General features: G+C 60.5%; 27 protein-coding genes. 20 read left to right on the top strand and 7 right to left on the bottom strand.

All coding sequences use genetic code 11. The features are described 5' to 3' along the window. Positions 1–263: 263 nt before the first annotated feature. From ACKVY0_RS20035 to ACKVY0_RS20025, 3 genes are read right to left on the bottom strand one after another with little or no spacing between them, the layout of a single operon-like run. A complete protein-coding gene (locus ACKVY0_RS20035) occupies positions 264–1280 on the bottom strand; it encodes a hypothetical protein (RefSeq protein ID WP_409216619.1) in 1017 nt (338 codons plus the stop codon). Continuing rightward, the gene (locus ACKVY0_RS20030) at positions 1186–1725 is read right to left on the bottom strand and encodes a hypothetical protein (protein ID WP_409216618.1); all 540 of its coding nucleotides are present in this window, start codon (positions 1723–1725) and stop codon (positions 1186–1188) included. Before ACKVY0_RS20030 ends, ACKVY0_RS20035 begins: the two co-directional genes overlap by 95 nt. Beyond that, positions 1722–2627 carry a hypothetical protein gene (locus ACKVY0_RS20025; protein ID WP_409216617.1) on the bottom strand — a complete coding sequence of 302 codons (906 nt, stop codon included), beginning with the start codon at positions 2625–2627 and terminating at the stop codon, positions 1722–1724. Before ACKVY0_RS20025 ends, ACKVY0_RS20030 begins: the two co-directional genes overlap by 4 nt. Positions 2628–2904: 277 nt before the next feature. Here ACKVY0_RS20025 and ACKVY0_RS20020 point away from each other — a divergent pair, with 277 nt between their 5' ends. The 5 genes from ACKVY0_RS20020 to ACKVY0_RS20000 all read left to right on the top strand — a co-directional run bounded on the left by ACKVY0_RS20020 (position 2905) and on the right by ACKVY0_RS20000 (position 6473). Then, the gene (locus tag ACKVY0_RS20020) at positions 2905–3030 is read left to right on the top strand and encodes a hypothetical protein (protein WP_409216616.1); all 126 of its coding nucleotides are present in this window, start codon (positions 2905–2907) and stop codon (positions 3028–3030) included. Positions 3031–3147: 117 nt separating this feature from the next. Continuing rightward, the gene (locus ACKVY0_RS20015) at positions 3148–3381 is read left to right on the top strand and encodes a ferrous iron transport protein A (protein ID WP_409216615.1); all 234 of its coding nucleotides are present in this window, start codon (positions 3148–3150) and stop codon (positions 3379–3381) included. Next, complete coding sequence (gene feoB / locus ACKVY0_RS20010; RefSeq protein ID WP_409216614.1) at positions 3378–5462, top strand: ferrous iron transport protein B; 2085 nt, start codon at positions 3378–3380, stop codon at positions 5460–5462. The genes ACKVY0_RS20015 and feoB overlap by 4 nt, the downstream gene beginning before the upstream one ends. 10 nt (positions 5463–5472) lie before the next feature. After that, the gene (locus ACKVY0_RS20005) at positions 5473–5601 is read left to right on the top strand and encodes a FeoB-associated Cys-rich membrane protein (RefSeq protein WP_409216613.1); all 129 of its coding nucleotides are present in this window, start codon (positions 5473–5475) and stop codon (positions 5599–5601) included. 20 nt (positions 5602–5621) lie between these two features. Next, positions 5622–6473 (top strand): nitrilase-related carbon-nitrogen hydrolase, encoded by an 852-nt coding sequence (locus ACKVY0_RS20000; protein ID WP_409216612.1) that lies wholly within the window; start codon positions 5622–5624, stop codon positions 6471–6473. A 15-nt stretch (positions 6474–6488) separates the two neighbouring features. Here the strand turns inward: ACKVY0_RS20000 and ACKVY0_RS19995 are convergent, their stop codons facing one another. Further along, positions 6489–7232 (bottom strand): L,D-transpeptidase family protein, encoded by a 744-nt coding sequence (locus ACKVY0_RS19995; RefSeq protein WP_409216611.1) that lies wholly within the window; start codon positions 7230–7232, stop codon positions 6489–6491. A 276-nt stretch (positions 7233–7508) separates the two neighbouring features. Here ACKVY0_RS19995 and ACKVY0_RS19990 point away from each other — a divergent pair, with 276 nt between their 5' ends. The 3 genes from ACKVY0_RS19990 (at position 7509) to ACKVY0_RS19980 (ending at position 11278) form a co-directional block, all read left to right on the top strand. Further along, a complete protein-coding gene (locus ACKVY0_RS19990; protein ID WP_409216610.1) occupies positions 7509–7991 on the top strand; it encodes a GNAT family N-acetyltransferase in 483 nt (160 codons plus the stop codon). Positions 7992–8072: 81 nt separating this feature from the next. Next, positions 8073–9689: a DEAD/DEAH box helicase gene (locus tag ACKVY0_RS19985; RefSeq protein ID WP_409216609.1), complete on the top strand. Its 1617-nt coding sequence runs from the start codon at positions 8073–8075 to the stop codon at positions 9687–9689. A gap of 53 nt (positions 9690–9742) precedes the next feature. Continuing rightward, positions 9743–11278 carry a YifB family Mg chelatase-like AAA ATPase gene (locus ACKVY0_RS19980; protein ID WP_409216608.1) on the top strand — a complete coding sequence of 512 codons (1536 nt, stop codon included), beginning with the start codon at positions 9743–9745 and terminating at the stop codon, positions 11276–11278. Positions 11279–11330: 52 nt separating this feature from the next. Here the strand turns inward: ACKVY0_RS19980 and ACKVY0_RS19975 are convergent, their stop codons facing one another. After that, positions 11331–12356, bottom strand: a complete 1026-nt coding sequence (locus ACKVY0_RS19975; protein WP_409216607.1) for an aspartate-semialdehyde dehydrogenase — start codon at positions 12354–12356, stop codon at positions 11331–11333. A gap of 245 nt (positions 12357–12601) precedes the next feature. On the opposite strand from ACKVY0_RS19975, the gene ACKVY0_RS19970 reads away from it, so the two are divergent. The 12 genes from ACKVY0_RS19970 to ACKVY0_RS19915 all read left to right on the top strand — a co-directional run bounded on the left by ACKVY0_RS19970 (position 12602) and on the right by ACKVY0_RS19915 (position 21360). Beyond that, complete coding sequence (locus tag ACKVY0_RS19970) at positions 12602–13291, top strand: NUDIX hydrolase (RefSeq protein WP_409216606.1); 690 nt, start codon at positions 12602–12604, stop codon at positions 13289–13291. Further along, positions 13288–13749 (top strand): DUF3592 domain-containing protein, encoded by a 462-nt coding sequence (locus ACKVY0_RS19965; RefSeq protein ID WP_409216605.1) that lies wholly within the window; start codon positions 13288–13290, stop codon positions 13747–13749. Before ACKVY0_RS19970 ends, ACKVY0_RS19965 begins: the two co-directional genes overlap by 4 nt. A 130-nt stretch (positions 13750–13879) precedes the next feature. Then, the gene (locus tag ACKVY0_RS19960) at positions 13880–14515 is read left to right on the top strand and encodes a DUF4291 domain-containing protein (protein WP_409216604.1); all 636 of its coding nucleotides are present in this window, start codon (positions 13880–13882) and stop codon (positions 14513–14515) included. Then, entirely contained in the window at positions 14512–15450 is a 939-nt protein-coding gene (locus tag ACKVY0_RS19955; RefSeq protein WP_409216603.1) for an ADP-ribosylglycohydrolase family protein, read from the top strand. Before ACKVY0_RS19960 ends, ACKVY0_RS19955 begins: the two co-directional genes overlap by 4 nt. Positions 15451–15506: 56 nt before the next feature. Further along, on the top strand, positions 15507–15911 hold the full coding sequence (locus ACKVY0_RS19950; protein WP_409216602.1) for a hypothetical protein: 405 nt from the start codon (positions 15507–15509) through the stop codon (positions 15909–15911). Between the two features lie 76 nt (positions 15912–15987). Next, on the top strand, positions 15988–16437 hold the full coding sequence (tnpA, locus tag ACKVY0_RS19945; RefSeq protein WP_409216601.1) for an IS200/IS605 family transposase: 450 nt from the start codon (positions 15988–15990) through the stop codon (positions 16435–16437). Positions 16438–16627: 190 nt separating this feature from the next. Continuing rightward, positions 16628–17221, top strand: coding sequence for an RNA 2'-phosphotransferase (locus tag ACKVY0_RS19940; RefSeq protein WP_409216600.1), 594 nt, complete (start codon positions 16628–16630; stop codon positions 17219–17221). 52 nt (positions 17222–17273) lie between these two features. Beyond that, a complete protein-coding gene (locus ACKVY0_RS19935) occupies positions 17274–17798 on the top strand; it encodes an O-acetyl-ADP-ribose deacetylase (protein ID WP_409216599.1) in 525 nt (174 codons plus the stop codon). Positions 17799–17853: 55 nt separating this feature from the next. Further along, the gene (locus ACKVY0_RS19930) at positions 17854–18873 is read left to right on the top strand and encodes an ADP-ribosylglycohydrolase family protein (RefSeq protein WP_409216598.1); all 1020 of its coding nucleotides are present in this window, start codon (positions 17854–17856) and stop codon (positions 18871–18873) included. Between the two features lie 39 nt (positions 18874–18912). Next, complete coding sequence (locus ACKVY0_RS19925) at positions 18913–19938, top strand: SPFH domain-containing protein (protein WP_409216597.1); 1026 nt, start codon at positions 18913–18915, stop codon at positions 19936–19938. Then, positions 19935–20873, top strand: a complete 939-nt coding sequence (locus ACKVY0_RS19920; protein WP_409216596.1) for a sugar kinase — start codon at positions 19935–19937, stop codon at positions 20871–20873. Before ACKVY0_RS19925 ends, ACKVY0_RS19920 begins: the two co-directional genes overlap by 4 nt. Positions 20874–20895: 22 nt before the next feature. Further along, complete coding sequence (locus tag ACKVY0_RS19915; RefSeq protein WP_409216595.1) at positions 20896–21360, top strand: L,D-transpeptidase family protein; 465 nt, start codon at positions 20896–20898, stop codon at positions 21358–21360. A 2-nt stretch (positions 21361–21362) separates the two neighbouring features. On the opposite strand, the gene ACKVY0_RS19910 is transcribed toward ACKVY0_RS19915, so the two are convergent. Then, a complete protein-coding gene (locus ACKVY0_RS19910; RefSeq protein WP_409216594.1) occupies positions 21363–22070 on the bottom strand; it encodes a DNA alkylation repair protein in 708 nt (235 codons plus the stop codon). Further along, positions 22067–23013: PQQ-binding-like beta-propeller repeat protein (locus ACKVY0_RS19905; protein ID WP_409216593.1), on the bottom strand; the 947-nt coding region annotated here is incomplete at its 5' end. The genes ACKVY0_RS19910 and ACKVY0_RS19905, both read right to left, overlap by 4 nt.

Here is a 23013-nt window from a genome sequence, read left to right as displayed (position 1 = left end):
GATCGAGCGCATCGAGCGTCGCCACGAGAAACGTCGTCGTGCGGCAGCCAACGCCCTCAAACGCCAACGCAAACGGGAAAAAGTTGCTCCGGCGAAGGCTTCAACCTCCTAACAAAGCAGAACTAGTGATTTGTTTAGCGTTGGGAGTTCCGCTTCACCCTCAGACCTCAATAAACGACCTCATATTTGCCTTTTATGCCCGCAGATTGGATTCCCTTTTTTGGTTAGCTCCGCGCCGCCTGACTTGTGGCTCCGGCGGGTTTTTATGGCGGGGGGCGGTGCAGTTTGATTTCGATTTCGTCGCGTTGCGCCAAGCGCAGTTCGATGCGGCGGCCACTGCCGTCCAGGTTCGCGCTGCTGTGCGCGGTGTTCCATCGCTCCAGCTCTTGGCGCATGAGCGCTTCGAGCTTGGGCGGGTGGTTGACTCGCGGGATGAGATGCACTTCGATTCCCTCGGCGGTTGCATGCACGATGCCCATGCTGCGGCTCAATTCGCGCCAGTGGTCGTGGTCGTCGCGGTAGTTGTTATACGCTTGCTTGAAGCTGTGCAGGCTGCGGTAAAATACGTTGCGCGCGATGATGCGCAGCGTGTCCATCAGGGTCTTGCTGCGGGTGTCCATGCGCACCATTTGCTGCTCGACCAGCGCGTCGATGCGCGAGACGCTTTTGCCGATGCTGGTTTTGGCGGCTTGGTTGGCTTCGAGTTCGCGGTGCAGTTCGTCGATCTTTTGAGCGCGTTGCTGCGCGTACTTTTGATGCCGCTTGCTGGCTTGTTTGAGGCGGCTTTGCTCGCTGCGCAGCGCTGCGTTGGCGTGGCCGCTGGCCTCGCTTGGCTGGGCGTTTAATCCGTCTGTGCTGGGGCTTGGTGTGTCGCTTGCTGCGTGGCTTGCTGCGTGGCTTGCCGCGTGGCTTGCCGCGTGGCTTGCGGCGTCGATTGCGGCGTCGATTGCGGCGTCGCTTGCTGCGTCGATTGCGGCATCGCTTGGGGCTTGATCAACGACTATCGACTCAATGTGTTGCGCGAGTTCGCTGAGCCGTTGCTGGCGCTGCTGCTCTTGGCGTTGGGCGGTGTCGGCGGCTTGCAGGTGGCGGGCTTTTTTCTGTTGCAGTGCTTTGGCTTCGCGCTGCTTGGTTTGCCACTGCTGGCTGGGCACTTGCCGGTCGGTGAGGCTGTCGCGCAGTTGCTCATACGGGATGCTGCGGTAGCTGGTGAGCTGGTTGATGCCGAAGTGTTTGTCGAGGTATTTGAAGTCGTTCTCTTGCACCCAACGGCTGAACATGAGCAGGACTGTAGTCGCTGTTGATGAGCTTGTCGGCCCAGCGGATGGCGGCGCACCAGCCTTTGAGCACTTGTTGCGAGCCGGTGTAATGCTGGGTGTGCGGGTCGAGGTAGAAGTCATTGCCTGCACGCTCTTCGATGCCGAGCTGGGCGAAGTTCCAACGCAGCAGAGCGCCCACGGTGTCGGCTTCAGTGGCCAGCTCGTAGAGCCGGTCGCGCTGGCGTCCCAGCGTGCGGGTGACGGGGCCGAGCAGCAGGCTCAGATCGTTGGCGTTGAGATACTTGGTTTGCTCGATGTTGAGGGCACCGAGCAACAGGCCCGCCAGCCACTGGGGCAGCAGCGGGCAAGGCTCCGGCAAGACCTCGCGCACAGCGATGAGTGTGGGGGCAAAGAGCAGCACTCCGGCGTGGTCGCAGAGCCGGGTGGCTCCTGGTGCCAAGTTCAAAAAAAGGGAGTCGAAAAGGGAGTCGCCTTGCTGGCGCTAGAGGCCTCGATCCTCGCTGGCACTGGGCTTGCAGCCCCATTGATGTCCGACGCAGCGGGTGATGGTGGGTGACCAACGACCTCGTTGCCTAACGCCGCAACAACGTCCTTACGGTCCTGCTCGGTGGGTTGCTCAAGGTGATGTTCGGCTGGCACGGCAGACTGCTCGGTGGTGTGCTCGGTGGCTTGCTCGGCGGCGTGCTCGGCGGCGTGCTCGGTGGTGTGCTCGGTGGTGTGCTCGGCGGCTTGCTCGGCGGCTTGCTCGGCGGCTTGCTCGGCGGCGTGCGCGGCGGTGTGCTCGGCATTGACGTTATTGCAGCCTTCATTCGATGAGACGACGTCAGGGTCATCTGCGAGGTCATCGAAGGCCGCGTCATCAGCCAAGCGAGCGAGAGCCGCAGACTTGGATTTGGCGGAGGCGATCACCAAGCGCAGCGTTTCGCCCGAGAGACGAGTATCGAAAAACTTTTCGATCTCGCGTTGGAGCGTCGCGCGAAAGTCCCTGCACTTATCGGCAAGCAACTCCGGCAAACGCTTGATGACATAGCCCTCAATAGCCGCCGTGAGCTTGCGCGCAGCATGCGGCCCAAAGAGCATGGCCTGGAGGCGGGCCGGGTCGCGGGACTTCAAAGCCGCGCCCCAACTGCGGATGGTTTTAGGATCGAGCGCAAACACCTCGACCAAGGACTTGAGCTTGAGCCCCGCATTGTAGAGCCGCGCGATCATGCAGCGGAACATCGGGTCGAGCCGGTCATCCGCGACGACCTCAAGCAACTCCAAACCGTAATAGACATGGATCATCTTCGCCTCGCCCGAGACCGTGCGGTAGAGGGTGAACAACGGATTGCGTTTATCGGTGGGCAAGATCGGCTGCCCCAAAGCAGCCGATTGAAAGAAGGGCGAATCCATCTTCCAAGCGAGCGAGTGAGGTCAAGAAATCAACCCCGCCAATTCGGCAAGCGGTGAGCCAACTCGAAGCAATCCAGGGAATCCAACTTGGTGAATCAAACCGCCAGAATGAGGTCGTTTACTGAGGTCTGAGCTACTATTCCAACCACGAAGACAAAGACGGCAATCCGCAACCCACCAGCCAAGAACACCAACCGACCGCCATTTATCTGGCGCGCGTCCGATTCCAACCATGAACTCCATTCTCGACACCGAGGTGAAAAACGGCACGCACGGCTACGGCACCGAATGCACGCCATCCATCGAGGAAATCAGCGAGTTGGCCGCGAAGTTCGTGATCGAGCGGCTGACGCGGTGAGGGCTGCGGGGTGAACGCAAAATCCGCCGCAAGTCCGCAATTGCCAGAACAGCGCTTCTGGTTAATCTCAGGCCAAAGTTTGCGACAGAGTCTCAGTTGCAACGCCGTTTTCCTACCATGTTTGCCGCCACCCTTGCCGAATTGCCTGTTGGCACCGCTGCCATCGTTCAGGCCATGCCCACCGGGCGTTCTGGTCTGACTCGTCTGCGTGAGATGGGTATCGTGCCTGGTACCCCCATCCGTGTGACCCGCCGTGCGCCGCTGGGTGAGCCGATCGAGATTTGCGTACGCGGCTCCCATCTTTCCATGCGCAACCACGAGGCGGCCTTCATCGCCATCTCCGCTGCATGAGTGCCGCCGCTGCCGAGACACCTCTTATAGCCATCGTGGGCAACCCGAACTCCGGGAAAACCACGCTGTTCAACCTGCTCACGGGTTTGAAGCAAAAAGTGGCCAATTACCCCGGCGTCACCGTCGAGAAGAAGATCGGCGAGTGCTATTCCCAGCACGGCAAAAAGCTGCGCCTGATCGACCTGCCCGGCGCTTACAGCCTGAATGCCCGCTCGCCGGATGAAGCCGTGCTGCGTGATGTGTTGCTGGGCCGCCGCCCCGAAACGCCACGGCCAGACCGCGTCGTTTGCGTCGTCGATGCCGCCAATCTGGAGCGCAATCTTTACCTCGTCTCCCAGGTGCTCGAACTCGGCCTGCCGACGATTTTGGTGCTCAACATGATCGACGTGGCGGCGCAGCGCGAGTGGCGCATTGATGCCGCGAAGCTCGCGGCGCTGCTCGGTGTCACCGTGGTACAAACGCAGGCCGTCAGCGGCCAGGGCCTCATCGAACTCAAGCTCGCGCTGAGTCGTGAAGACCTGCCGCTGCCGCATTGGCAGAGCGCCGTGCTGCCCGACGGCGTGCGCCACGCGCTGGAGCAAAGCCGCGGCCCGTTGTGCCAGACCGGAGCCATCCACAGCCGCGCTTCGTTGCTGGAGCCGCTTTACCTGCTCTCCGACCACGACCCCACGCACTACGGCATCGCCGACACGCAGATCAACCGCATCCACGAGCTGCGCATGCGCATGGAGGCCGATCTGCCCGGCTGGGAGGATCAGCTCGTCGCCGAGCGCTATCACAGCATCGAAGCCATCTGCCGCGAAGTCTTGCAACGCCCCGATCAGGAGGTCGAAAACATCACCAGCAAGCTCGACCTCATCCTGCTACATCCCGTGCTTGGTTTGGTGAATCTGCTGCTCGTGCTCGGCCTGCTGTTCTTCCTCATCTTCAAGGTCGCCGAAGGCCCCATGAGCTGGATCGAGGTCGGCTTCGGCCAGCTTGGCGCGTGGGTGGAAGGATTGATGTCAGCGGGCGATTTCCGCGATCTCATCGTGAACGGTGTTGTGCCCGGCGTCAGCGGCGTGGTCATCTTCCTGCCGCAGATTCTGATCCTGTTCTTCTTCATCGGCATCATGGAGGACACCGGCTACATGTCGCGTCTCGCCTTCATCATGGACTGGGCGATGAGCAAGGTCGGCCTCAACGGCAAATCGTTCCTGCCCTTCCTCAGCTCGTATGCCTGCGCCATTCCCGGCGTCATGGCCGCGCGTACCATCGACAGTCCGAAGGATCGGCTCATCACCATCCTGATTGCGCCGTTGGCCTCATGCTCGGCGCGTCTGCCCGTGTACTCGCTGCTCATCGGCGTGCTGTTCCCGGTGGGCGAGGTGGGTGCCTTCGTGCAGGCCGGGATCATGCTCGGGCTTTACGCACTCGGCACGCTCGGAGCCTTTTTCTTCGCCTGGGTGTTCAACAAGTTCGTCATGAAAGGCAGCGCCAGCCCGATGATCCTGGAAATGCCGTCCTACAAGATGCCGGCGCTCAAATCCATCCTGCTGCATGTCTGGCAGCGCGCGCGCATGTTCCTCGTGCGTGCTGGAACCATCATCCTCGGCATCTCCATTTTGATCTGGGCCGCGTCCACCTATCCCAAAACCTCTGGCGATGACAAAGCACAGCAGATGGAACACAGCTTCGCCGGTCGCGCTGGCAAGCTCATCGAGCCCGCCATCGCCCCGCTTGGCTACGATTGGAAGATCGGCATCGGCCTCATCGGCAGCTTCGCCGCGCGCGAGGTTTTCAACAGCACGATGTCGGTCGTTTATGCCGTCGAAAGTGGTGATGACGACAATCTTGCTCCATTGCGCGACAAGCTGGCCGCCGAACGCCGCCCAGACGGACGTCTCGTTTACACGCCGCTCGTCTGCATCAGCCTGCTCGTCTTCTACGTCTTCGCCATGCAATGCGTCAGCACCATCGCCATCGTGAAGCGTGAGACCGGCAGTTGGAAATGGGCGATGTTTCAGCTCGGCTACATGACCGGAACGGCGTATCTATTGAGCCTGCTCATCTTCCAGATCGGCAGCGCTTTGGGCTACTGAACACACGCTTATGAACGAAAACTGGCAATCCATCGCCGCCGTCGCAGTCATCATCGTCACGGTGGCGCTTTTCATCGCTCGTGCGGCCAAACGCCGCAAGAAGCCCGGTTGCGGCGGCAGTTGCGGGTGTGGGAAATGAGGCACAGAGTATGCGACTGCATGCTCACACTCGATCTCTGCACTTTCGATCCCGGTGCTGCCGCCAAGTCGCCTTTTGCGTTTGCGGCGGCGGTGGTGGAGTGCGTCGAGACATCGTGGGATGAGGGTGCGGACCTCGTGGTGCTGCCGGAGTACACCTGGATGGGATTGGAGCCGCTGGTAGAACCCAGGTCGCCGCAGCGGGTGGCGGAGGTGTTCTGGAATGAGTTGTTTCTGACGTTGCGCTCATTGCTCAATCGGCCGGACAAGGCGGTCGTGCTGGGCACGGTGCCGTTTTGGGATGCGGAGCGCGGAGCGCTGCACAACCGGGCGCCGATCTTTGTGGGCGACCAAATCCTGCATCAGGACAAGCTGCATCTCACGCCGTGGGAATCCGTGTTCACGCCGGGAAGTGAACTGCGCCTCTGGGAGTTCGCGGGGCTGTGCTTTGCGGTGGTGATCTGTCTCGATATTGAAATTCCGGAGATCAGCGCACGACTGCGTGGCGCCGGAGTGGATGTGGTGCTCGTTCCGAGCACTACGGATACGATTCTCGGTGTCGAACGCGTGGATCGTTGTGCCTCCGCTCGTGCGGTGGAGCTGGGCAGCATCGTCGGCGTCTGTCATCTCACGGGAAAGGTCGCGTCGGAACTGATCGACGTGAATGTGGGCCGCACGGCGGTTTATTTTCCCTCGCAGGCGGCGTTTCGTGAGTCACCGCGCTGGGTGGAGAGTGAGGTTTTTGACAGCGGCATTCACAAGCAGCGGGTGGTCATTGCGCCGCGAGATTTGGAAGTCATGCGCCGCATGAAGCAGGAGACAAATCCGTCGTTGCTTGAATCGCTGCCGACGTTTGAGGTCGTGCGTGGCTGAATCCACGCGCCGCGCTCAGGCTTTGGCCTTCGCCTTCGTCGAAGTTTGGCCGGCGACTTTCGCTTCAGGCTTGGCTGGCGACTTCGATTTATGAACCGGCTTTTTGGGTCCGGTCTTGTTCGGTCCGGTCTTGTTCGACTTGGCTTCATTCTCCACGGCCCGCTGTTTTTCGCCCTCGGTGGGCACGAGTTTCGCGATTTCGATTGGCTGGGCGCTGGTGGCAGGAGCAGTGAGAGACGGGGAACCATCGTCAGCCAAGGCTTCGGCAGCAGCTTTTTCAGGTTCACCACGAGGCAGGGCACCTTTGGTGATGACGACCTTGGCGCCGACGCTTACATTGTTGAAGAGATCAACGACGTCCTTCATGCCCATGCGCACGCAGCCATAGCTGGCAGGATGACCGAGGCGATTTTCCTCGGTGGTGCCGTGGATGTAGATGAAACGGTTGGCGGCATTTTTGTTGGTTTGCTCCATGCCGCGCAGCCAGAGGATGCGTGAAACGATGGGGTCACGGCCAGGAGCATTGGGTTTGAGCACTTCGCCATTCCATCGGCGACTTTTCAAAACCGCACCTGCTGGCAGTCCCTGGCCGATTTTGGCGATGATTTCATGTTTCCCGAGCGGCGTGCGGTAGCTGCCCTTCTGGTCGCCGATGCCGAACTTCGAGGTAGAGATGACATACTGCTTCGTCAGTCTGCCCTGATCGTAGATGCCCATCTTCTGATCCTTCACACTGACGACGACCTCGCCTTTCGGCACCGTGGTACACTGGCTGAGCAATCCGGCCAGCAGAACACACCAAGCCGCCCTGATTAGGCAGGTCGTGGATTGAGAGTTTTGAGAAGTCCGGCTAAAAAGTGCCATGGGCCAGAAGAATGATATAAACCAAGATGTTCGCAACGCTGAATTACACTGTTCTCAACGCCACCCACCCACCGTCTGTTTCGCAAGACCCGTGCCATTTGAACAATAGATGCCTTGCTCAACCGTCCTGCCTGCCCTCCCTTTCGCCTGTTTTGCCAATCATTGCCCATCATGGACGACTCACCGCTTCTCATTCGCGCCTATCAGGACAAGGATCTACCCCAGCTCCGGCGCATTACGGTGGAATCCTTTGGCAGTGTCGCTCTGGAGCAGATGCTGGAGCACAAATTTGGCCTCTGGCATGGGCGTGACTGGAAAGCGCGCAAGGCCGATCACATCGACGGCGACGTGTTACAGTGCCGTGAAGGCTGTTTTGTGGCGGAGCGCGGCGGCGAGATCCTCGGTTTCATCACCATGCGACTCGACCAGGTGAATGCGCGGGGCCGTATTCCGAACCTAGCCGTGGTGGAAAGTGCCCGTGGCCTGGGTCTCGGCCGCCGCCTGATCCAGCACGCGCTCGACTACATGCGCGAGCAGGGCATGAAGCTCGCGCAGATCGAAACCATGGCCTCGAATGCCATCGGCCAGCACCTTTATCCGAGCTGCGGCTTCGAGGAAGTCGCCCGTCAGGTGCATTACGCGATGAAGCTGTAAGGCAGGCCCGGCGGCAGTCTGCGGGTTTGCATTGTCCCGCAAACTGGCCGATAAGCCCCGTCCATCCCTCCAGACACGCTTGTGACCACCCCCCGCCGCACCGACCACGCCCCGAAGAAACCCTCCTTGTTCAGCCGCTTCAAAGCCGGCTTGAAACGCGTCATCGGCGGAGACAAAAAGAAGGATGCAGCCAAGGCAGCGGCCAAAGAGCATGCGAAAGACCACCCGCACCACCCCGCGACCATCCACGCCCACAAGCGCCCGCATGAGGACAAGCCACGCGAGCATGCCCCACGGCCGCCACGCGATGCCCGGCCACCACGCGAGCGCAGTGAGCGCCCCCCAGAGCGCGATGGCCGTCGTGGTCCGCCACGCGGTCCTGAGCGTGATGACAGACGCGGTCCGCCGCGTGATCGCGGCCCACGCGAGGAGAAGCCGGTGCGTGAAAATCACACGCCCGTCGCCCCACCCGCACCGCCGCCAGTGCCGGCAGGTCCTTACCCGGAAGCCTTTGAAGTTCTTGGCCTATCGCCTGCCGTCCTCGCCGCCGTGCGTGAGACGGGTTACGAAAAGCCCACGGAGATCCAGGCAAAATCCATCCCCATCATCCTGACCGGCAAGGATGTCGTCGGTGCCTCCCAGACCGGCACCGGCAAGACCGCCGCGTTTGCCCTGCCCACGTTGACACGTCTCGGCGCTCCCGGAAAATTCCGCGTTCTCGTCCTCGAACCCGTGCGCGAACTCGCCGCCCAGGTCGTCGAACAGTTTGAAAAATATGGCAAACACACCGGCCTGCGCGTCCTGCTCGTCCACGGCGGCGTCGGCTATGAAAAACAGCGTCGCGGCCTTCAGGAAGGCGTTGATATCGTCGTCGCCACACCGGGCCGACTGCTCGACTTCATGGGCGAAGGCATCGCCGATCTGCGCAACGTCGAGGTTCTCATCCTCGATGAAGTCGATCGCATGCTCGACATGGGATTCCTCCCTGACGTGCGTCGCATCGTCGAAAAAACACCCTCATCACGCCAGACCTTGTTCTTCTCGGCCACCATGCCGCCGCAGATCAAGAACCTCGCTGATTTCGCCCTCAAAGACCCCGAAAGCGTCGAAGTGGGCATCCGCTTCTCCGCCGCTGAGACCGTCAGCCACTACATGTATCCCGTGGCCGGTGATCAGCGCGAGGAGCTGCTCCTCGCCATCCTCAAGCAGACGCATTTCGAGAGCGTCATGATCTTCACGCGCACCAAAGCCCAAGCCGATCACGTCTTCGCCGCCATCGACCGCCTCGGCGAATACAAGGCCGCCGTCATGCACAGCGACATCGGCCAGAAAGACCGCGAACGCGCGCTCCAGGGCTTCCGCAGCGGTGAATTCGAGATCATCGTCGCCACCGACCTCGCTGCTCGCGGCATTGATGTCAGCGGCGTCACCCACGTCATCAATTACATGGTCCCCGAGCACTCGGAAGACTACGTCCACCGCATCGGCCGCACCGGCCGCGCCCAGAAGGAAGGCGATGCCTTCACCTTGTTCTCCGCCGAAGAAGTCATGAACGTCGCCTCCATCGAGCGCCTCATCGGCCAGAAGATCGAGCGCCGGAAGCTCGACAACTTCAATTACACCTTCACCACCGTCCTCGACGACGAAGCCCGCGCCCGTGCCATCCTCACCGGGCGGAAGAAAAAGAAGCGGCGGTAGGCTGCCGTTATCTCCCGGCTTGCACGCGTGGCAGCGCATCTCATCATCACGCCATGGTTGCCCGCACCTACTCCGCCACGCTTGTCGGCGTCAACGCTGTCGAGATCGAAATCGAATCGCACGACGCGGGCGGCAATCCGAAGATGTTCATCGTCGGTCTCCCGGATGCTTCGGTGAAGGAAAGCCGCGAGCGTGTCACCGCCGCCATCAGCAGCAGTGGCTTCATCATGAACGACGGTGTCACCACCGTGAACCTCGCTCCGGCGGACATCAAAAAAGAAGGCCCCGGCTTCGATCTGCCCATCGCGATCTCGCTCATCGCCCATCGCGCCCGCATTCCCATCGCGGTGCTCAGTGAAACGGCCATGATCGGCGAACTCGCGCTCAATGGCGAACTGCGTCCCGTGCGCGGCTTGCTCGCCGTCGCACTCGAAGCACGCGCGCAAGGCCGCAAACGCCTCCTCGTGCCCAAACGTGTTGCTGCCGAGGCCAGCGTCGTCGCTGGCATCGACATCATCGGCGTCGCCAATCTGCGTGAAGCCGTCGATTACCTCAAAAGCGAGATCGAAATCGCCCCCGAGCCTTGCCGTGCGACCGAATTCTTCGCCGCCGCCTCGCATTACGACATCGACTTCTGCGATGTGAAAGGCCAGGGCGATGCCAAACGCGCCATCGAAGTCGCTGTGGCTGGTGGACACAACATTCTGATGATTGGGCCGCCCGGCACCGGCAAGTCGATGATCGCCAAACGCATCGCCACCATCATGCCCGGCATGAGCGAGGAGGAAGCCATCGAGACCACCAAAATTCACAGCGCCGCCGGCTTGCTCAGTGAATCCAGCGCCTTCGTCGCCACGCGTCCGTTCCGTTCACCCCATCACACCATCAGCGATGCCGGCTTACTCGGTGGCGGCACCAATCCCGGCCCCGGCGAAGTCAGTCTCGCTCACAACGGCGTGCTGTTTCTCGACGAACTCCCCGAATTCCGCCGCAGCACCCTCGAAGTGCTACGTCAGCCACTCGAAGATGGCAAAGTCACCATCTCACGCGCTGCAGGCACCGTCACGTTCCCAGCGCAGTTCATGCTCGTGGCGGCGATGAACCCATGCCCCTGCGGCTACTACGGCGATCACAAACGCGAATGCCGCTGCGGCCCGCCGGTGATTCAACGCTATCGCCAGCGCATCAGCGGCCCGTTGCTGGATCGCATCGACCTCCACGTCGAAGTCCCGCACGTCGATTACAAAGCACTCGCTGCGCAAGAGGGTGGCGAAGCCTCCGATCCCATCCGCCAACGCGTCGAAACCGTGCGCCAGCTTCAGCAGGAGCGTTTTGCCAAACATCCCGGCGTCCACACCAACAGCGCCATGACGCCGCGTCTCATCAAAAAGCACTGCGAACTCGACAGCGAAGCCGCCGGCTGCCTCGAACACGCCATGGCCGAGATGAACTTCAGCGCCCGCGCCCACGACCGCATCCTCAAGGTCGCCCGCACTCTCGCTGATCTTGGCGGTCACGACAAAATCATCGCCGACAACGTCCTCGAAGCCATCGGCTACCGCACGCTGGACCGGAAGATGTGGGCGTGACGCAACATCAAGGCATGTGTGGCCCTTGGTTGAAACTGGGTTCAACAACTGCTCACAGCAAACACTCCGCGATCTGCACGGCGTTCAGCGCCGCGCCTTTGAGGAGCTGATCACCGACGACCCAGAAGGCGAGGCCATTGTCGAGGGCACAATCCATGCGAAGACGGCCGACGGCGCAGTTGTCACGGCCGGCGATATCGAGGGCGAGCGGATAGACCTTGTTCGCGGGATCGTCGAGGATGTCGAGACCGGGGGCCTTGCTGAGCACTTCGCGTGCAGCTTCGACCGTGACGGGCTTTTCAAACTCGGCGCTGATGGCGATGCTGTGGGCGCGGAAGACCGGGATGCGCACACAGGTCACCGACGCGCGGAACTTGTCGTGGTGCATGATCTTGCGGCCTTCGTTCTCCATCTTCATCTCTTCCTTCGTGTAACCGCTGTCGAGGAACGAATCGACCTGCGGGATGGCGTTGAAGGCGATCTGGTGCGGATAGACGTGTGGCTTGCTGTCGAGCTTCGCGGCATCCCAGGCACGATTTTGGCCGGCCCATTCGCGGGACTGGTTGGCGAGTTCTTCGATGGCCTGTGCCCCGGTGCCGGAAACGGCCTGATAGCTGCTGGCAAAGATGCGCTTCACGCCGAAGGCCTGATGCAGCGGATACAGCGCCATCAAAGAGATGGCCGTAGTGCAGTTCGGGTTCGCGAGGATGCCCTGGTGCAGTTTTACGTCGGCAGCGTTGATCTCTGGAACCACGAGCGGGACGTTTGGGTCCTGACGGAAGTAGGAGGAGTTGTCCACCACCACGGCACCGGCCTTCACCGCATGCGGGGCAAAATCGCGCGAGATGCCGCCGCCGGCGCTGAACAGCGCGATGTCGATGCCCTTGAACGAATCTGGTGTGAGTTCCTGAATGGTGATGTCTTCACCCTTGAACTTCAGCTTCTTCCCGGCGCTGCGTGCGGAGGCGAGGAGGGTAAGCTGGCCGACGGGAAACCCGCGCTGTTCGAGGCAGCGGATCATCTCCGCGCCCACAGCGCCGGTGGCTCCGACGATGGCGACGTTCTTGAGGGTGCTCATGGTATCAGGTTTGGGGTGGTTGAAAAAGGGCCGCGATAGTAAGGGCTTACAGGCCGGATGCAAGGGCGGGCTGGCCAGTAGCCACGTTCGCCAGAACGTGGAGGCTTGTCTCTCGACGGGGGAACACACGGAGTGCCGACCATTGGTCGGCCAAAAAAGATTCTTTGGCCGACGAATCGTCGGTTCTCCATAAAATGGCAGTCCAACTATTTGACTTCGTGTTCGTATCACACGATTAATCGTGTGTGAAGCACACTTACCAATATCCGCGCGCCGCATTGACGGTCGATTGCGTTGTCTTCGGCTTTGATGGCGGCGAATTGCAAGTGCTGCTCATCCGGCGCGGTCTGGAGCCCTTCAAAGACAAATGGGCGCTGCCCGGCGGCTTCGTCCGTGTCGATGAAACGCTCGATGACGCCGCCCGCCGCGAATTGGAGGAGGAAACTGGCCTCCGAGAGGTCTTTCTGGAGCAGCTCTACACCTTCGGCACCGTGAAGCGCGATCCGCGTGAGCGTGTCGTCAGCGTCGCCTACTACGCCCTCACCAAACCCGCCGACCACACCACCGCTGCCGCCACGGATGCCGCTGAGGCCAAATGGTTCCCCGTCAGCGCCATCCCGCCGCTCGCCTTCGACCACGCCGACATCCTCGCCACAGCCCTCACCCGCCTGCGCGGCAAGCTCACCTACCAGCCCATCGGCTTCGAGCTTCTCCCGCTCAAGTTCACCCTCACCCAGCTCCAACGCCTCTACGAAGCCGTCCTCAGCACCGACATCGACAAACGCAACTTCCGCAAAAAAGTCCTCAGCTACGACCTCCTCGTCTCTCTCAAAGAAACTCACCGAGACGGCCCCCACCGCCCCGCCCAGCTCTTCCGCTTTGATCCCGTGAAGTATGAGCGCCTGAAGAAGAAGGGCTTCCTGTTTGAATTATGAACGCACGCCCCACGACCCTCCAGTTACTCAAGTCCGCCCACTTCTATATCATCATGTGCGGCGTCTGCCTGATCGTTGGCATCGTCTGTCGCTGGTTTCAGGCGCGTAACGTCGAGCTGGACCGCGTGGGCAAAGTCGTGCCCGCGAAAATCCTCAGCACCGAGGATGCTTTCATGGCCCATCGCCTCATCAACGTCACCTACAGCTTCACGACGCAGGAGGGCAAAACCCACACCTTCAGCGAGCGCATCAGTCGCTACACCCACACTCGCCTTGCCGCTAATCCGGCTCATCTCCAAGTCCGCTACCACCCGCACGAACCAGCGCACCACCACATCGTCACCAACGAAAGCCACCCCGAGCGCGTCCTCGCCATCACCGACCCCGGTTTGATCCTCGGCCTCGTCATGTTCTCCCTCCTCGCTTTCACGCGTGGCTTGAAACCACAGAACTCATGATGGGAACGACCTCTCAGCTTTTTCCAAACCTTCAAAGGCAAAAAGATGAGCAGGCAAAAAAATCCCCAACCTCTGAGACTCTGAATCTTTTTGCCTATCCATTTTTTTGCCAGCCAAAACTGAATCACTCATGACACTCATCACCAAGCCGTATCTCGAACAACTCAGCGTGTGGCCACGCACAGGTCACCACATCATGGCGCAGTTCGATACGGATTCGATCCTCGTCTATCAAGCCTATCGCCCCTCGATTGCTCGTTATGCCATCGAGAATCAGCGGTTTGGCGGTGACTTCAGCTTTTCCCGCATGAGCTGGATCAAGCCAAATTTCCTCTGGATGATGTACCGCTCCGGTTGGGCAGCCAAAGAAGGTCAGGAGTACATTTTGGCCGTTCGCCTGCGTCGGACGTTCTTTGATGAAATTCTCGAAAAAGCCGTCGCCTCCACTTTCAGTGCTAGCGACTGCCCCACGCATGAAGTTTGGCAGACATCCCTCCAATCATCGGAGGTTCGCCTCCAATGGGACCCCGATCATGATCCACTGGGTAACTCGGTCGAACGCCGCGCCGTCCAACTCGGACTGCGGGGCGAAATGCTTCGGCGTTACGGCACCGAAGCGCTGCTCGGCATCGAGGACATCACACCCTTCGTTCGCGAACAGCGAACACATGCCGCCGACGGCTTCGCACAGCTCGTAACTCCCGTCGAGCACATCTACCAACCCTCCACCGAGGCGGCTGCTCTGGCAGTCGGAATCGACCGATGAACTCGACATCCCGCATCCTCGGTGGCCTCTACGGTTCGCTAGTCGGCGACGCACTTGGCGTGCCGGTGGAGTTTAGTTCCCGCTCAGCACGCAAGGCTGATCCAGTGACTGGCATGAGAGCACGCGGTATGCACTGCCAGCCTGCGGGCACCTGGAGTGATGATGGATCGCTGCTGCTGTGCTCTGTGGAAAGCCTTGCCGAAAAGGGCTTTGATCCCCAGGACATGGGGGAACGCTTCTTGAAGTGGTTCGATCTGGGCCACTGGGGTGCCCATGGCCTTGTCTTTGACATTGGCAACGCCACTCGCACCGCTCTGGATCGCATCAGCCTCGGCACACCTGCCGAAGAAGCTGGATGCAAGGATCAGTACAGCAACGGCAACGGCTCGATCATGCGCATCCTGCCGGTGGTTCTGGACGGTCTTCACCTGGATGAAGAAAACTTCTCAAGTCGGCTTGAGCGTGCCTCGGCTATCACACACGCTCATGCACGTTCGAAGATGGCCTGCGTGTTTTACGGGATGATGGTCCGGGCACTCACAGCAGGCTTGAGTCCTCAAGATGCCCTCAGTCAGGCCCAAGCCTGCTTCGCGGGCCGATACGAGCGCAGCTCTGAATTCAGCCACTTTGCCCATGTGATGAAGGACACCATCGTCGAGGTGCCTGAGCACAAGATCGAGTCCGGCGGCTACGTCATCGACACACTCACGGCCTCGCTTTGGTGCCTACTCACCACGAACAGCTTTTCCGCATGCGTTCTCAAAGCCGTGAACCTCGGCGACGACACCGACACCACCGGCTGCGTGGCGGGCGGCCTTGCAGGTGTGTTTTACGGCGCAGAGGCTATTCCGGCAGAGTGGATGGCCGTATTGCCTCGGCAGAATGATCTGAACCTCCTCTTCCAAACCTTTACCGGCAAAAAGCTGGACGGCTAAAAATGGAATCCATCCTGCGCGATCTTTAGTCACCCATCTTTTTGCCATCCCAACTCATGAAGCCCACCACTCTCTATCGGCCTGTCGGCCCAAAGGAACTCGCCTTGATCGAACAAAGCGGCTGGAAGTCCTTTCCACCGCGTCTGCGTGACCAGCCCATCTTTTATCCCGTGATGAACGAGGACTACGCCATCCAGATCGCCCGCGACTGGAACGTCCCAGCCTCTGGTTCCGGCTTTGTAACACGTTTTGAAGTCGATGCCGACTTCCTGAGTCGCTACACCGAGCAAGTCGTTGGCGGAGCCATGCACCGCGAACTGTGGGTGCCAGCAGAGGAACTGGAGGAGTTCAACCAACACATCATCGGCCTCATTGAGGTCACACAATCCTTCACCAGCCCCAACGGGGCAGTACAACGAAGCCCAGGGCAAGCTCGCGATAGCGAGCGCCGCCCTGGGTAACGGCGAAACGATGAACAAGCCCTGAAAGGGCGAGACAACCTGACACCGCACACCACCTCAACGCTCCCTTACCACCATGCCGCAATCACTCGCTCAAATGTATCTGCATCTGGTCTTTTCCACGAAGGATCGGGTGCCTTGTATCGGTGCTGAGGTGCAACCGCGACTGTACGCTTACCTCGCGGGCACGCTGAATGCCATCGACTGCCCGGCGCTCATTGTGGGTGGCATGCCGGATCATGTGCATGTGCTATTTCGGTTGTCACGCACGGTCACGCTCGCGGATGCGGTGAAGGCGGTGAAGGTGGAGTCCTCGAAGTGGATGAAGCAGGAGGGCGGAGAGCCTCATTTCGCGTGGCAGGGCGGCTATGGGGCCTTTTCGGTGAGTGCGTCACAGGTGGAGACGGTCACGCATTACATCCGCAACCAAGCGGAGCATCACAAGACGAGGACGTTTCAGGACGAATTTCGCAAACTGCTGGAGCTTTACCAAATCGACTACAACGAAGCCTATGTGTGGGATTGAAGACCATCATGAATCGCGGCGGCGCATGTCTCGCCCCTTCAGGGCTCCGTTCTTCGCACACACCACCCCAGGGCGGTGCTCGCCAAGGCTCGCTTGCCCTGGGCTTTGGTATCCCGCCCCGTTGGGGCTGCCTGACAACTCACTGACTCATAATCCATAACCCATAACCCATCACTCTTAACTTCTCCCCATGACTCTTTCCCAAACCACCAGCGCCAGCAAGCTCCTCAGCCTCGTGCTGCGTCATGAGCCAACGGCGGCGCATGTCACGCTCGACTCCGCCGGATGGGTGCAGGTCGAGGCATTGCTCGCCGGATGCCAAAGAGCAGGCAAACCACTCTCACGAGCTGATCTGGAGCACATCGTCGTCACGAATGCGAAGAAGCGATTCGAGTTCAGCGCGGATGGTTTGAGCATCCGTGCCAGTCAGGGGCACTCGGTGGAGGTGGAGCTGGAGTATGTGCCGATGGTGCCGCCACCCATGCTCTACCACGGCACCGCGACACGATTTCTCGACTCCATCCACACGCAGGGACTTCTCAAAATGCAGCGCAACCATGTGCATCTCTCCGCCGAGACGAAGATGACGCTGGAGGTCGGTGCTAGGCACGGAAAGCCAGCACTGCTGACCATCCTCGCCGGGGAGATGCACGCGGCTGGGCATGTCTTCTACCGCAGCACGAACGGCGTGTGGCTCGTCGAGCATGTGCCAGTGAGTTTCATCCAATTCCCAGACAACCTAACCTTTACACCGCAAGAGATTGGAGAATCGCGAGAGGTCTGATTTTGAGTCTCTTGCGTATCTCCAATCTCTCGCGGTGTAAAAAATTCATTCCATGATCTCACAGCTCCAAACCCTCCAAGGCGACATCATCAGTCTCGATGTCGATGCCATCGTGAACGCAGCCAATTCGTCGCTACTCGGCGGCGGTGGCGTCGATGGTGCGATCCATCGTGCCGCTGGGCCGGAACTGCTCGCCGAGTGCCGGATGCTGAACGGCTGCCGCACTGGAGAGGCAAAGATCACGAAAGGCCACCGGCTCAAAGCGAAACACATCATTCACACGGTCGGTCCGGTGTGGAATGGCGGGCGTAACGGTGAAGCTGACAAACTGCGGGCCTGTTACACAAACTCCCTGCGCCTCGCGGCGGAGCACGGACTGCAAAGCATCGCGTTTCCGTGCATCTCGACAGGCGTGTATCGATTCCCAGCCGATCAGGCGGCGGAAATCGCGGTGGATGCAACGCAGACTTTCCTGGAGACACCTTGTTCGATTCAAAGAGTGATTTTCTGCTGCTTCAGCGCGGCGGATCGGGCGCGGTATGAGGCCCTGATTGATGGCAAAAAGATGGACGGCTAAAAATGAAATCCTTCTGAGCCATATTTTGCCACACATCTTTTTGCCAACCAAATTCATGAACATATCGCACTCCATTCTCGGCTGCCTGCTTGGCACGGCGGTGGGTGATGCGCTCGGGCTGCCGACGGAGGGTTTGGTGAGAAGGAAGGCGAAGCGTTGGGTGGAGGGCGGTCTTCGTCATCGGTTCATCATGGGACGCGGAATGTTGAGCGATGACACGGAGCACACGCTGATGCTGGCGGCGGCGCTGCGGCGGCAACCGGAGGATGTGAAAGCGCTCCAACGTGATTTTGGCGGCCAGTTACGCTGGTGGCTGGCGGCGCTGCCTGCGGGTGTCGGGCTGAGCACGGCACGAGCCATCGGGAAACTGTGGCTGGGTTTTCCGGCATCGAGATCAGGTGTGCGATCGGCTGGAAACGGCGCGGCGATGCGCAGCGCCATCGTGGGTGCGGTGCTGGCCGATGACAGCGAGAAGCGCCGCGAAGTCGCCCTCGCCGCCTGTCGCGTGACACATACAGATCCGCGAGCGGAGGAATCCGCGCTGCTGGTGGCGGAAGCGGCAGCCTTGGCTGCGAAGGGCGCAGAAACGCGCGACGTGCTCGATGCTTTGCGTCCGCTTCTGACGAGCGACATCATGAAAGAGCATTTCGCGGTCTTGGAGTCGGCTTTGATGCAGAACTCCTGCGTCAGCGAGTATGCGACGCGAATCGCCTGCGGGCATGGTGTGAGCGGATTCGCGCCAAACTCGGTGGCGGTGGCCTTGTATGGCTGGCTGCGGCATCGCGGCGACTTTGAGCGCATGCTGACTGAAATCATCGCCTGTGGTGGCGACACGGACAGCGTGGCCGCCATCGCTGGTGGCATCTGCGGAGCCGAGGTGGGCGAGCAAGGCATTCCATCAGCCTGGATCGCTGGCATCTGCGACTGGCCGCGCTCGGTGAGCTTCATCCGCCGCATGGCGCAGACTCATGGGGAGCCGCCACGGGTGTTCTGGCCTGCCGCTTTGCTGCGGAACCTGTTCTTTCTCGTCATCGTGCTCCTGCATGGATTTCGGCGCTTGCTTCCGCCTTATTGACCTCAAACATTCCCATCAACCTCAACCCATCCACACACCATGTTCGGCCTTCGATTCATCAAGATTGCTCCCACGACTCATGTCATTCAATACAGCGGCGGGAAGGTCGTGCGGGAGGGGACGGGGATTTCGTTCTTCTATTACTCGCCCACGACTTCGCTCGTCGCAGTGCCGGTAGGGAGCACGGATGTGCCGTTTATTTTTGAGGAGCAGACGGGAGATTATCAGAGCGTGAGCTTGCAGGGGCAGATCACTTACCGCATTGCCGAGCCGAAGAAGGTGGCGGGGCTGATGGACTTCACTTTGGAGCCGAGCGGGCGCGGTTATGCGTCGGAAGACCCGGAGAAGCTGCCGCAGCGTGTGATTAATCTCGTGCATGTGCTGGCGCGGGCGGAGATCGAGAAGTTGTCGTTAAAGCAGGCTTTGCGGGCCTCGGAGGCGCTGGTGACGGCGATTCGCGGCCAGCTCGGCACGTCGGTGGAGCTGGCGGCGCTCGGTCTGGAGGTGCTGGGGCTGTCGCTGCTGGCGATCAAGCCGACGCCGGAGACGGCGCGTGCTTTGGAAGCGGAAACGCGCGAGCAACTGCTGCGTGGTGCGGATGAGGCGATCTATGCGCGACGCAATGCGGCGGTGGAGCAGGAGCGTGGCATCAAGGAGAACGAGCTGAACACCGAGATCGCGGTGGAGAACAAGAAACGGCAGATCCGCGAGACGCAGATGGATGCGGAGAAAGCGGTGCAGGAGAAGCAGGCGCAACTGGAGCGTGCACAGCTCGAAACGAACATCGGACTCGAAGACGAGCGCAAAAAGCTGGTGGCGCTGGCGGCGGAGAATGCGAAGGCGGAGGCCGATGCGCGTGGTTATGGCATCGCCACGACGATGAAGGCGCTGGCGAGCGCGGATGCGAGCGTGCTGCAGGCGCTGGCGACATCGGGCATGAAGCCGGAGCAGCTCATCGCGTTTGCGTTTCAGGAGCTGGCGAGCAAGGCGGACAAGATCGGCCAGCTCAATATCTCGCCGGATCTGCTGCGTGAGCTGCTGGACAAGCCTGCCCCGAGAAAATGAACCGGCTCACGGAAACGAAGATCATCCTCGTCGTGCGCGCGACGCGGCTGGCGGACTTGAAGGCGAAGTTTGCGACGAAATCGCAGGCGCGGTTTTATGTGAGCAATCTCGGCGGTGATTTCAGCGACTACGAACGCGAGGACGCGGCCTACCAGCAAGCGATCTCGCAGGCGCAGCACACGATGAGCGAGCTGGGTCGCGTGCAGGTGGTGCAGCGGGCGTTTCTACCGAACTTTGTGTTTGGTGAGCAGGACATCGTGGTGACGCTGGGCCAGGACGGGCTGGTGGCGAACACGTTGAAATATCTCAACGGCCAGCCGCTGGTGGGCGTGAATCCCGACCCGAAACGCTGGGACGGACAACTGCTACCCTTTCATGTGGAGCATCTGGAGAAGGTGATGCGTGAGGTGCTGCGCGGTGGCCGCCCGAAGCGCGAGGTCACAATGGCGGAGGCAAAGCTGAACACGGGCCTGAGCCTGTGCGCGGTGAACGATTTGTTCATCGGCATGAAATCACACGGCTCTGCGCGCTATCGCATCGCCAGCGGGAAGGCGGCGGAAAATCATTCGTCGAGTGGTGTGATCGTTTCGACCGGTCTCGGCTCCACGGGCTGGTTCAAGAGCCTCATGGCCGGTGCAGCCGGTGTAGCGGTGGCCTCTGGTCGCGCGGAGGCAGCACAACCCCAGGACACAAAATTTCCGTGGGAGTCGAACTACCTCTTCTTCACGGTCCGCGAGCCGTTTCCGAGCAACACGACGGGCACGTCGCTCATTTTTGGCAAAGTCACACCCCAGCAGCCGCTGGTGCTCGAATCGCTGATGGGTGAAAACGGCGTGATTTTCAGCGACGGGATCGAGCACGACTTCCTGGAGTTCAATTCGGGCACCAAGGCCACGATTTCGATTTCAAAACGCAAAGGTCGGCTGGTGGTGTGAGTCGAATCGTTTAACATCACCCATGAACCTCACCAACCCACGCCTCGAAGTCAGCATCGGCACGCAACGCCTGCGTTTGTTCGACGGTGCGCGTTTGGTCAAGGAATGGGCCTGCTCCACGTCCAAGTTCGGCATCGGGTTCGCCGAGGGCAGCAACAAGACGCCGCTGGGCAGCTTCGTGGTGAAGGAAAAGCACGGCGATGGTGCGGAATGCGGCACGATTTTCAAGTCGCGGCAGCCTGTGGGCCTGTGGACATCGGGCATGGACACGAAATCCGACTTCGTGCTCACGCGCATCCTCTGGCTGCATGGACTGGAACCGCGGAATGCGAACACCTTTCAGCGCTACATCTACATCCACGGCACCAACGACGAGCACGGTATCGGCAGGCCCGGCAGCCACGGCTGCGTGCGCATGCGCAATCGCGAGGTGATCGAGCTGTTCGATCTCGTGCCGGTGGGCACGCCGGTGTGGATCGCCGAGTGAAATCAGCAGCGCGTCGTCTTGCGTTTCGGCGCCACCGGCAAACCGCGACGGCTTTTGAGGATGTAACTCTCCGCATCCGGCACCTGGCAGTCAGTATTGCCCATGTCCACCTCAACGCGGCCGAGCTTGCGGGCGGTGGCGATGGCTTTATCACCAAGCGGGGCCACATAGGTGCCGCAGCAGATGACAAAGTTGTTCATCACATAACGCACCCGGTTCTGGGACGACTTGATCGTCTTCACCACGCGAGTGAGCAACGTGTCGAGTTGCTTGATCGGCAGTTTTTCATCGGGCGTGGTCGTCACCACGTTCGAAAGCGTGGCCCAGCCAGACTCGGCGATGGATTCCTTCGGTGAATCGATCCACTTCAGCGCGATGTCGATGGCATCGGGATGCTCGGCCGCCACACATGGCACCGTGTAGCCGGAGTGCATGTGCCAGACGGATGTTTTGGCCCAGCGCTCGATCTGTGCGCGCGTCATCTTGCGGCCATCAGCCACGAGACCGGCGAGATACATCGCGTCGGAGTTGCCGGTGGCGTAAAGCTGCATGGCAAGCTCTTGATCGCCTTTGATCTGCTTTCGGATCGGCTTCATGTCGCCAATGCGCACACCGAAGATCGGCTCGGGTGCGCCATGACGCATGTGCGTCTTCTTGGTGGTGGCGCTGGCCATGGCGGCGAGCGCTTGCATGACTTCATCGAGTGTCATTTCTTGCCGAAGCAGTAGGCATATTTGTTGGAGCGGAGGAAAATCTGGCCGTCGGCAACGGCGGGGCTGGCATTGGACACGCTGTCGTCTCCGGCGATGACATTGGTCGCCAGCACTTCAAACGTCGGCTTTGCCGCGAGCACCACGGTGCCGGACTGTCGGCTCGTGTAATAGAGACGGTCGCCGCTGAGCAGCGGTGTCGCATACCAGCGGTCGCGTTTTTCCTTGAGCATGGGCTGCTCATAGACCACCGCGCCGGTTTTCGCATCGAGGCAGGTCGCTGTGCCGCGTGTGTCGTTGACGAAGTACAGATGGCCGTCGTGATACACGGGCGAACCGACGTTCGATCCCTTCTGTGCCTGCCAGACGATGTGTGTCGCCGTGACATCCCCCTTCCCTCCAGCGCGCACGGCGAGAGCTTTGCCGCCGGTGCCGATGACAAAGATGACACCGTCATGCGCGACGACGGAGGGGCAAAGCTCCGCGCCCTTGATGCTCTCGCATGACCACAGTTCCTTGCCGTCTTTCGGGTCAAACGCGCGCAGGATGCCGCTGGAGTTGACCACGAGTTCATCGTGACCTTCCACCTTCACGATCGTCGGCGTGTTCCATGAAGCTGGGAAGCCTTTGGCAGTCCACACGGTCTTGCCGGTCTTGCGATCAAGGGCGAGCAGTTGGTTGCTTTCCAGCGCCGCATTCACGATCAGCAGGTCGCCATACAGGATGGGCGATGTGCCGACGCCCCAAGGGTGAGGCTTCTCGCCGACGCTCACATCCCAGACCTTTTTCCCATCGAGAGTGAAGGCAAACACTCCGGCGTTGGCCATGAAGAAGAACACACCCTTGCCGTCCGTGACCGCCGAACTCGATGCATAACCATGCGTGGTGATGTAGGTGCCAGCATAGGGTGTGTTTGGCAGGTCGGTCGTGATTTCTTTGTCCC

Source organism: Prosthecobacter sp. (genome assembly GCF_046154365.1).
Taxonomy (GTDB): domain Bacteria; phylum Verrucomicrobiota; class Verrucomicrobiia; order Verrucomicrobiales; family Verrucomicrobiaceae; genus Prosthecobacter.
The sequence above is the reverse complement of the archived record's forward strand: the minus strand, read 5'-3'. Positions and strand labels throughout refer to the sequence as shown.

What these genes read in the sequence shown, in the direction of transcription:
- ACKVY0_RS19990 (WP_409216610.1), top strand. Translation starts at nt 7,509, where the DNA reads ATGGACGACTCACCGCTTCTCATTCGCGCCTATCAGGACAAGGATCTA.
- ACKVY0_RS19935 (WP_409216599.1), top strand. Translation starts at nt 17,274, where the DNA reads ATGATCTCACAGCTCCAAACCCTCCAAGGCGACATCATCAGTCTCGAT.
- ACKVY0_RS20000 (WP_409216612.1), top strand. Translation starts at nt 5,622, where the DNA reads ATGCTCACACTCGATCTCTGCACTTTCGATCCCGGTGCTGCCGCCAAG.
- ACKVY0_RS19950 (WP_409216602.1), top strand. Translation starts at nt 15,507, where the DNA reads ATGAAGCCCACCACTCTCTATCGGCCTGTCGGCCCAAAGGAACTCGCC.
- ACKVY0_RS19925 (WP_409216597.1), top strand. Translation starts at nt 18,913, where the DNA reads ATGTTCGGCCTTCGATTCATCAAGATTGCTCCCACGACTCATGTCATT.
- ACKVY0_RS19975 (WP_409216607.1), bottom strand. Translation starts at nt 12,356, where the DNA reads ATGAGCACCCTCAAGAACGTCGCCATCGTCGGAGCCACCGGCGCTGTG.
- ACKVY0_RS19930 (WP_409216598.1), top strand. Translation starts at nt 17,854, where the DNA reads ATGAACATATCGCACTCCATTCTCGGCTGCCTGCTTGGCACGGCGGTG.
- ACKVY0_RS19960 (WP_409216604.1), top strand. Translation starts at nt 13,880, where the DNA reads ATGACACTCATCACCAAGCCGTATCTCGAACAACTCAGCGTGTGGCCA.
- ACKVY0_RS19980 (WP_409216608.1), top strand. Translation starts at nt 9,743, where the DNA reads ATGGTTGCCCGCACCTACTCCGCCACGCTTGTCGGCGTCAACGCTGTC.
- ACKVY0_RS20015 (WP_409216615.1), top strand. Translation starts at nt 3,148, where the DNA reads ATGTTTGCCGCCACCCTTGCCGAATTGCCTGTTGGCACCGCTGCCATC.
- ACKVY0_RS20005 (WP_409216613.1), top strand. Translation starts at nt 5,473, where the DNA reads ATGAACGAAAACTGGCAATCCATCGCCGCCGTCGCAGTCATCATCGTC.
- ACKVY0_RS19955 (WP_409216603.1), top strand. Translation starts at nt 14,512, where the DNA reads ATGAACTCGACATCCCGCATCCTCGGTGGCCTCTACGGTTCGCTAGTC.
- ACKVY0_RS19965 (WP_409216605.1), top strand. Translation starts at nt 13,288, where the DNA reads ATGAACGCACGCCCCACGACCCTCCAGTTACTCAAGTCCGCCCACTTC.
- feoB (WP_409216614.1), top strand. Translation starts at nt 3,378, where the DNA reads ATGAGTGCCGCCGCTGCCGAGACACCTCTTATAGCCATCGTGGGCAAC.
- ACKVY0_RS19920 (WP_409216596.1), top strand. Translation starts at nt 19,935, where the DNA reads ATGAACCGGCTCACGGAAACGAAGATCATCCTCGTCGTGCGCGCGACG.
- tnpA (WP_409216601.1), top strand. Translation starts at nt 15,988, where the DNA reads ATGCCGCAATCACTCGCTCAAATGTATCTGCATCTGGTCTTTTCCACG.
- ACKVY0_RS20035 (WP_409216619.1), bottom strand. Translation starts at nt 1,280, where the DNA reads ATGTTCAGCCGTTGGGTGCAAGAGAACGACTTCAAATACCTCGACAAA.
- ACKVY0_RS20020 (WP_409216616.1), top strand. Translation starts at nt 2,905, where the DNA reads ATGAACTCCATTCTCGACACCGAGGTGAAAAACGGCACGCACGGCTAC.
- ACKVY0_RS19910 (WP_409216594.1), bottom strand. Translation starts at nt 22,070, where the DNA reads ATGACACTCGATGAAGTCATGCAAGCGCTCGCCGCCATGGCCAGCGCC.
- ACKVY0_RS19915 (WP_409216595.1), top strand. Translation starts at nt 20,896, where the DNA reads ATGAACCTCACCAACCCACGCCTCGAAGTCAGCATCGGCACGCAACGC.
- ACKVY0_RS19940 (WP_409216600.1), top strand. Translation starts at nt 16,628, where the DNA reads ATGACTCTTTCCCAAACCACCAGCGCCAGCAAGCTCCTCAGCCTCGTG.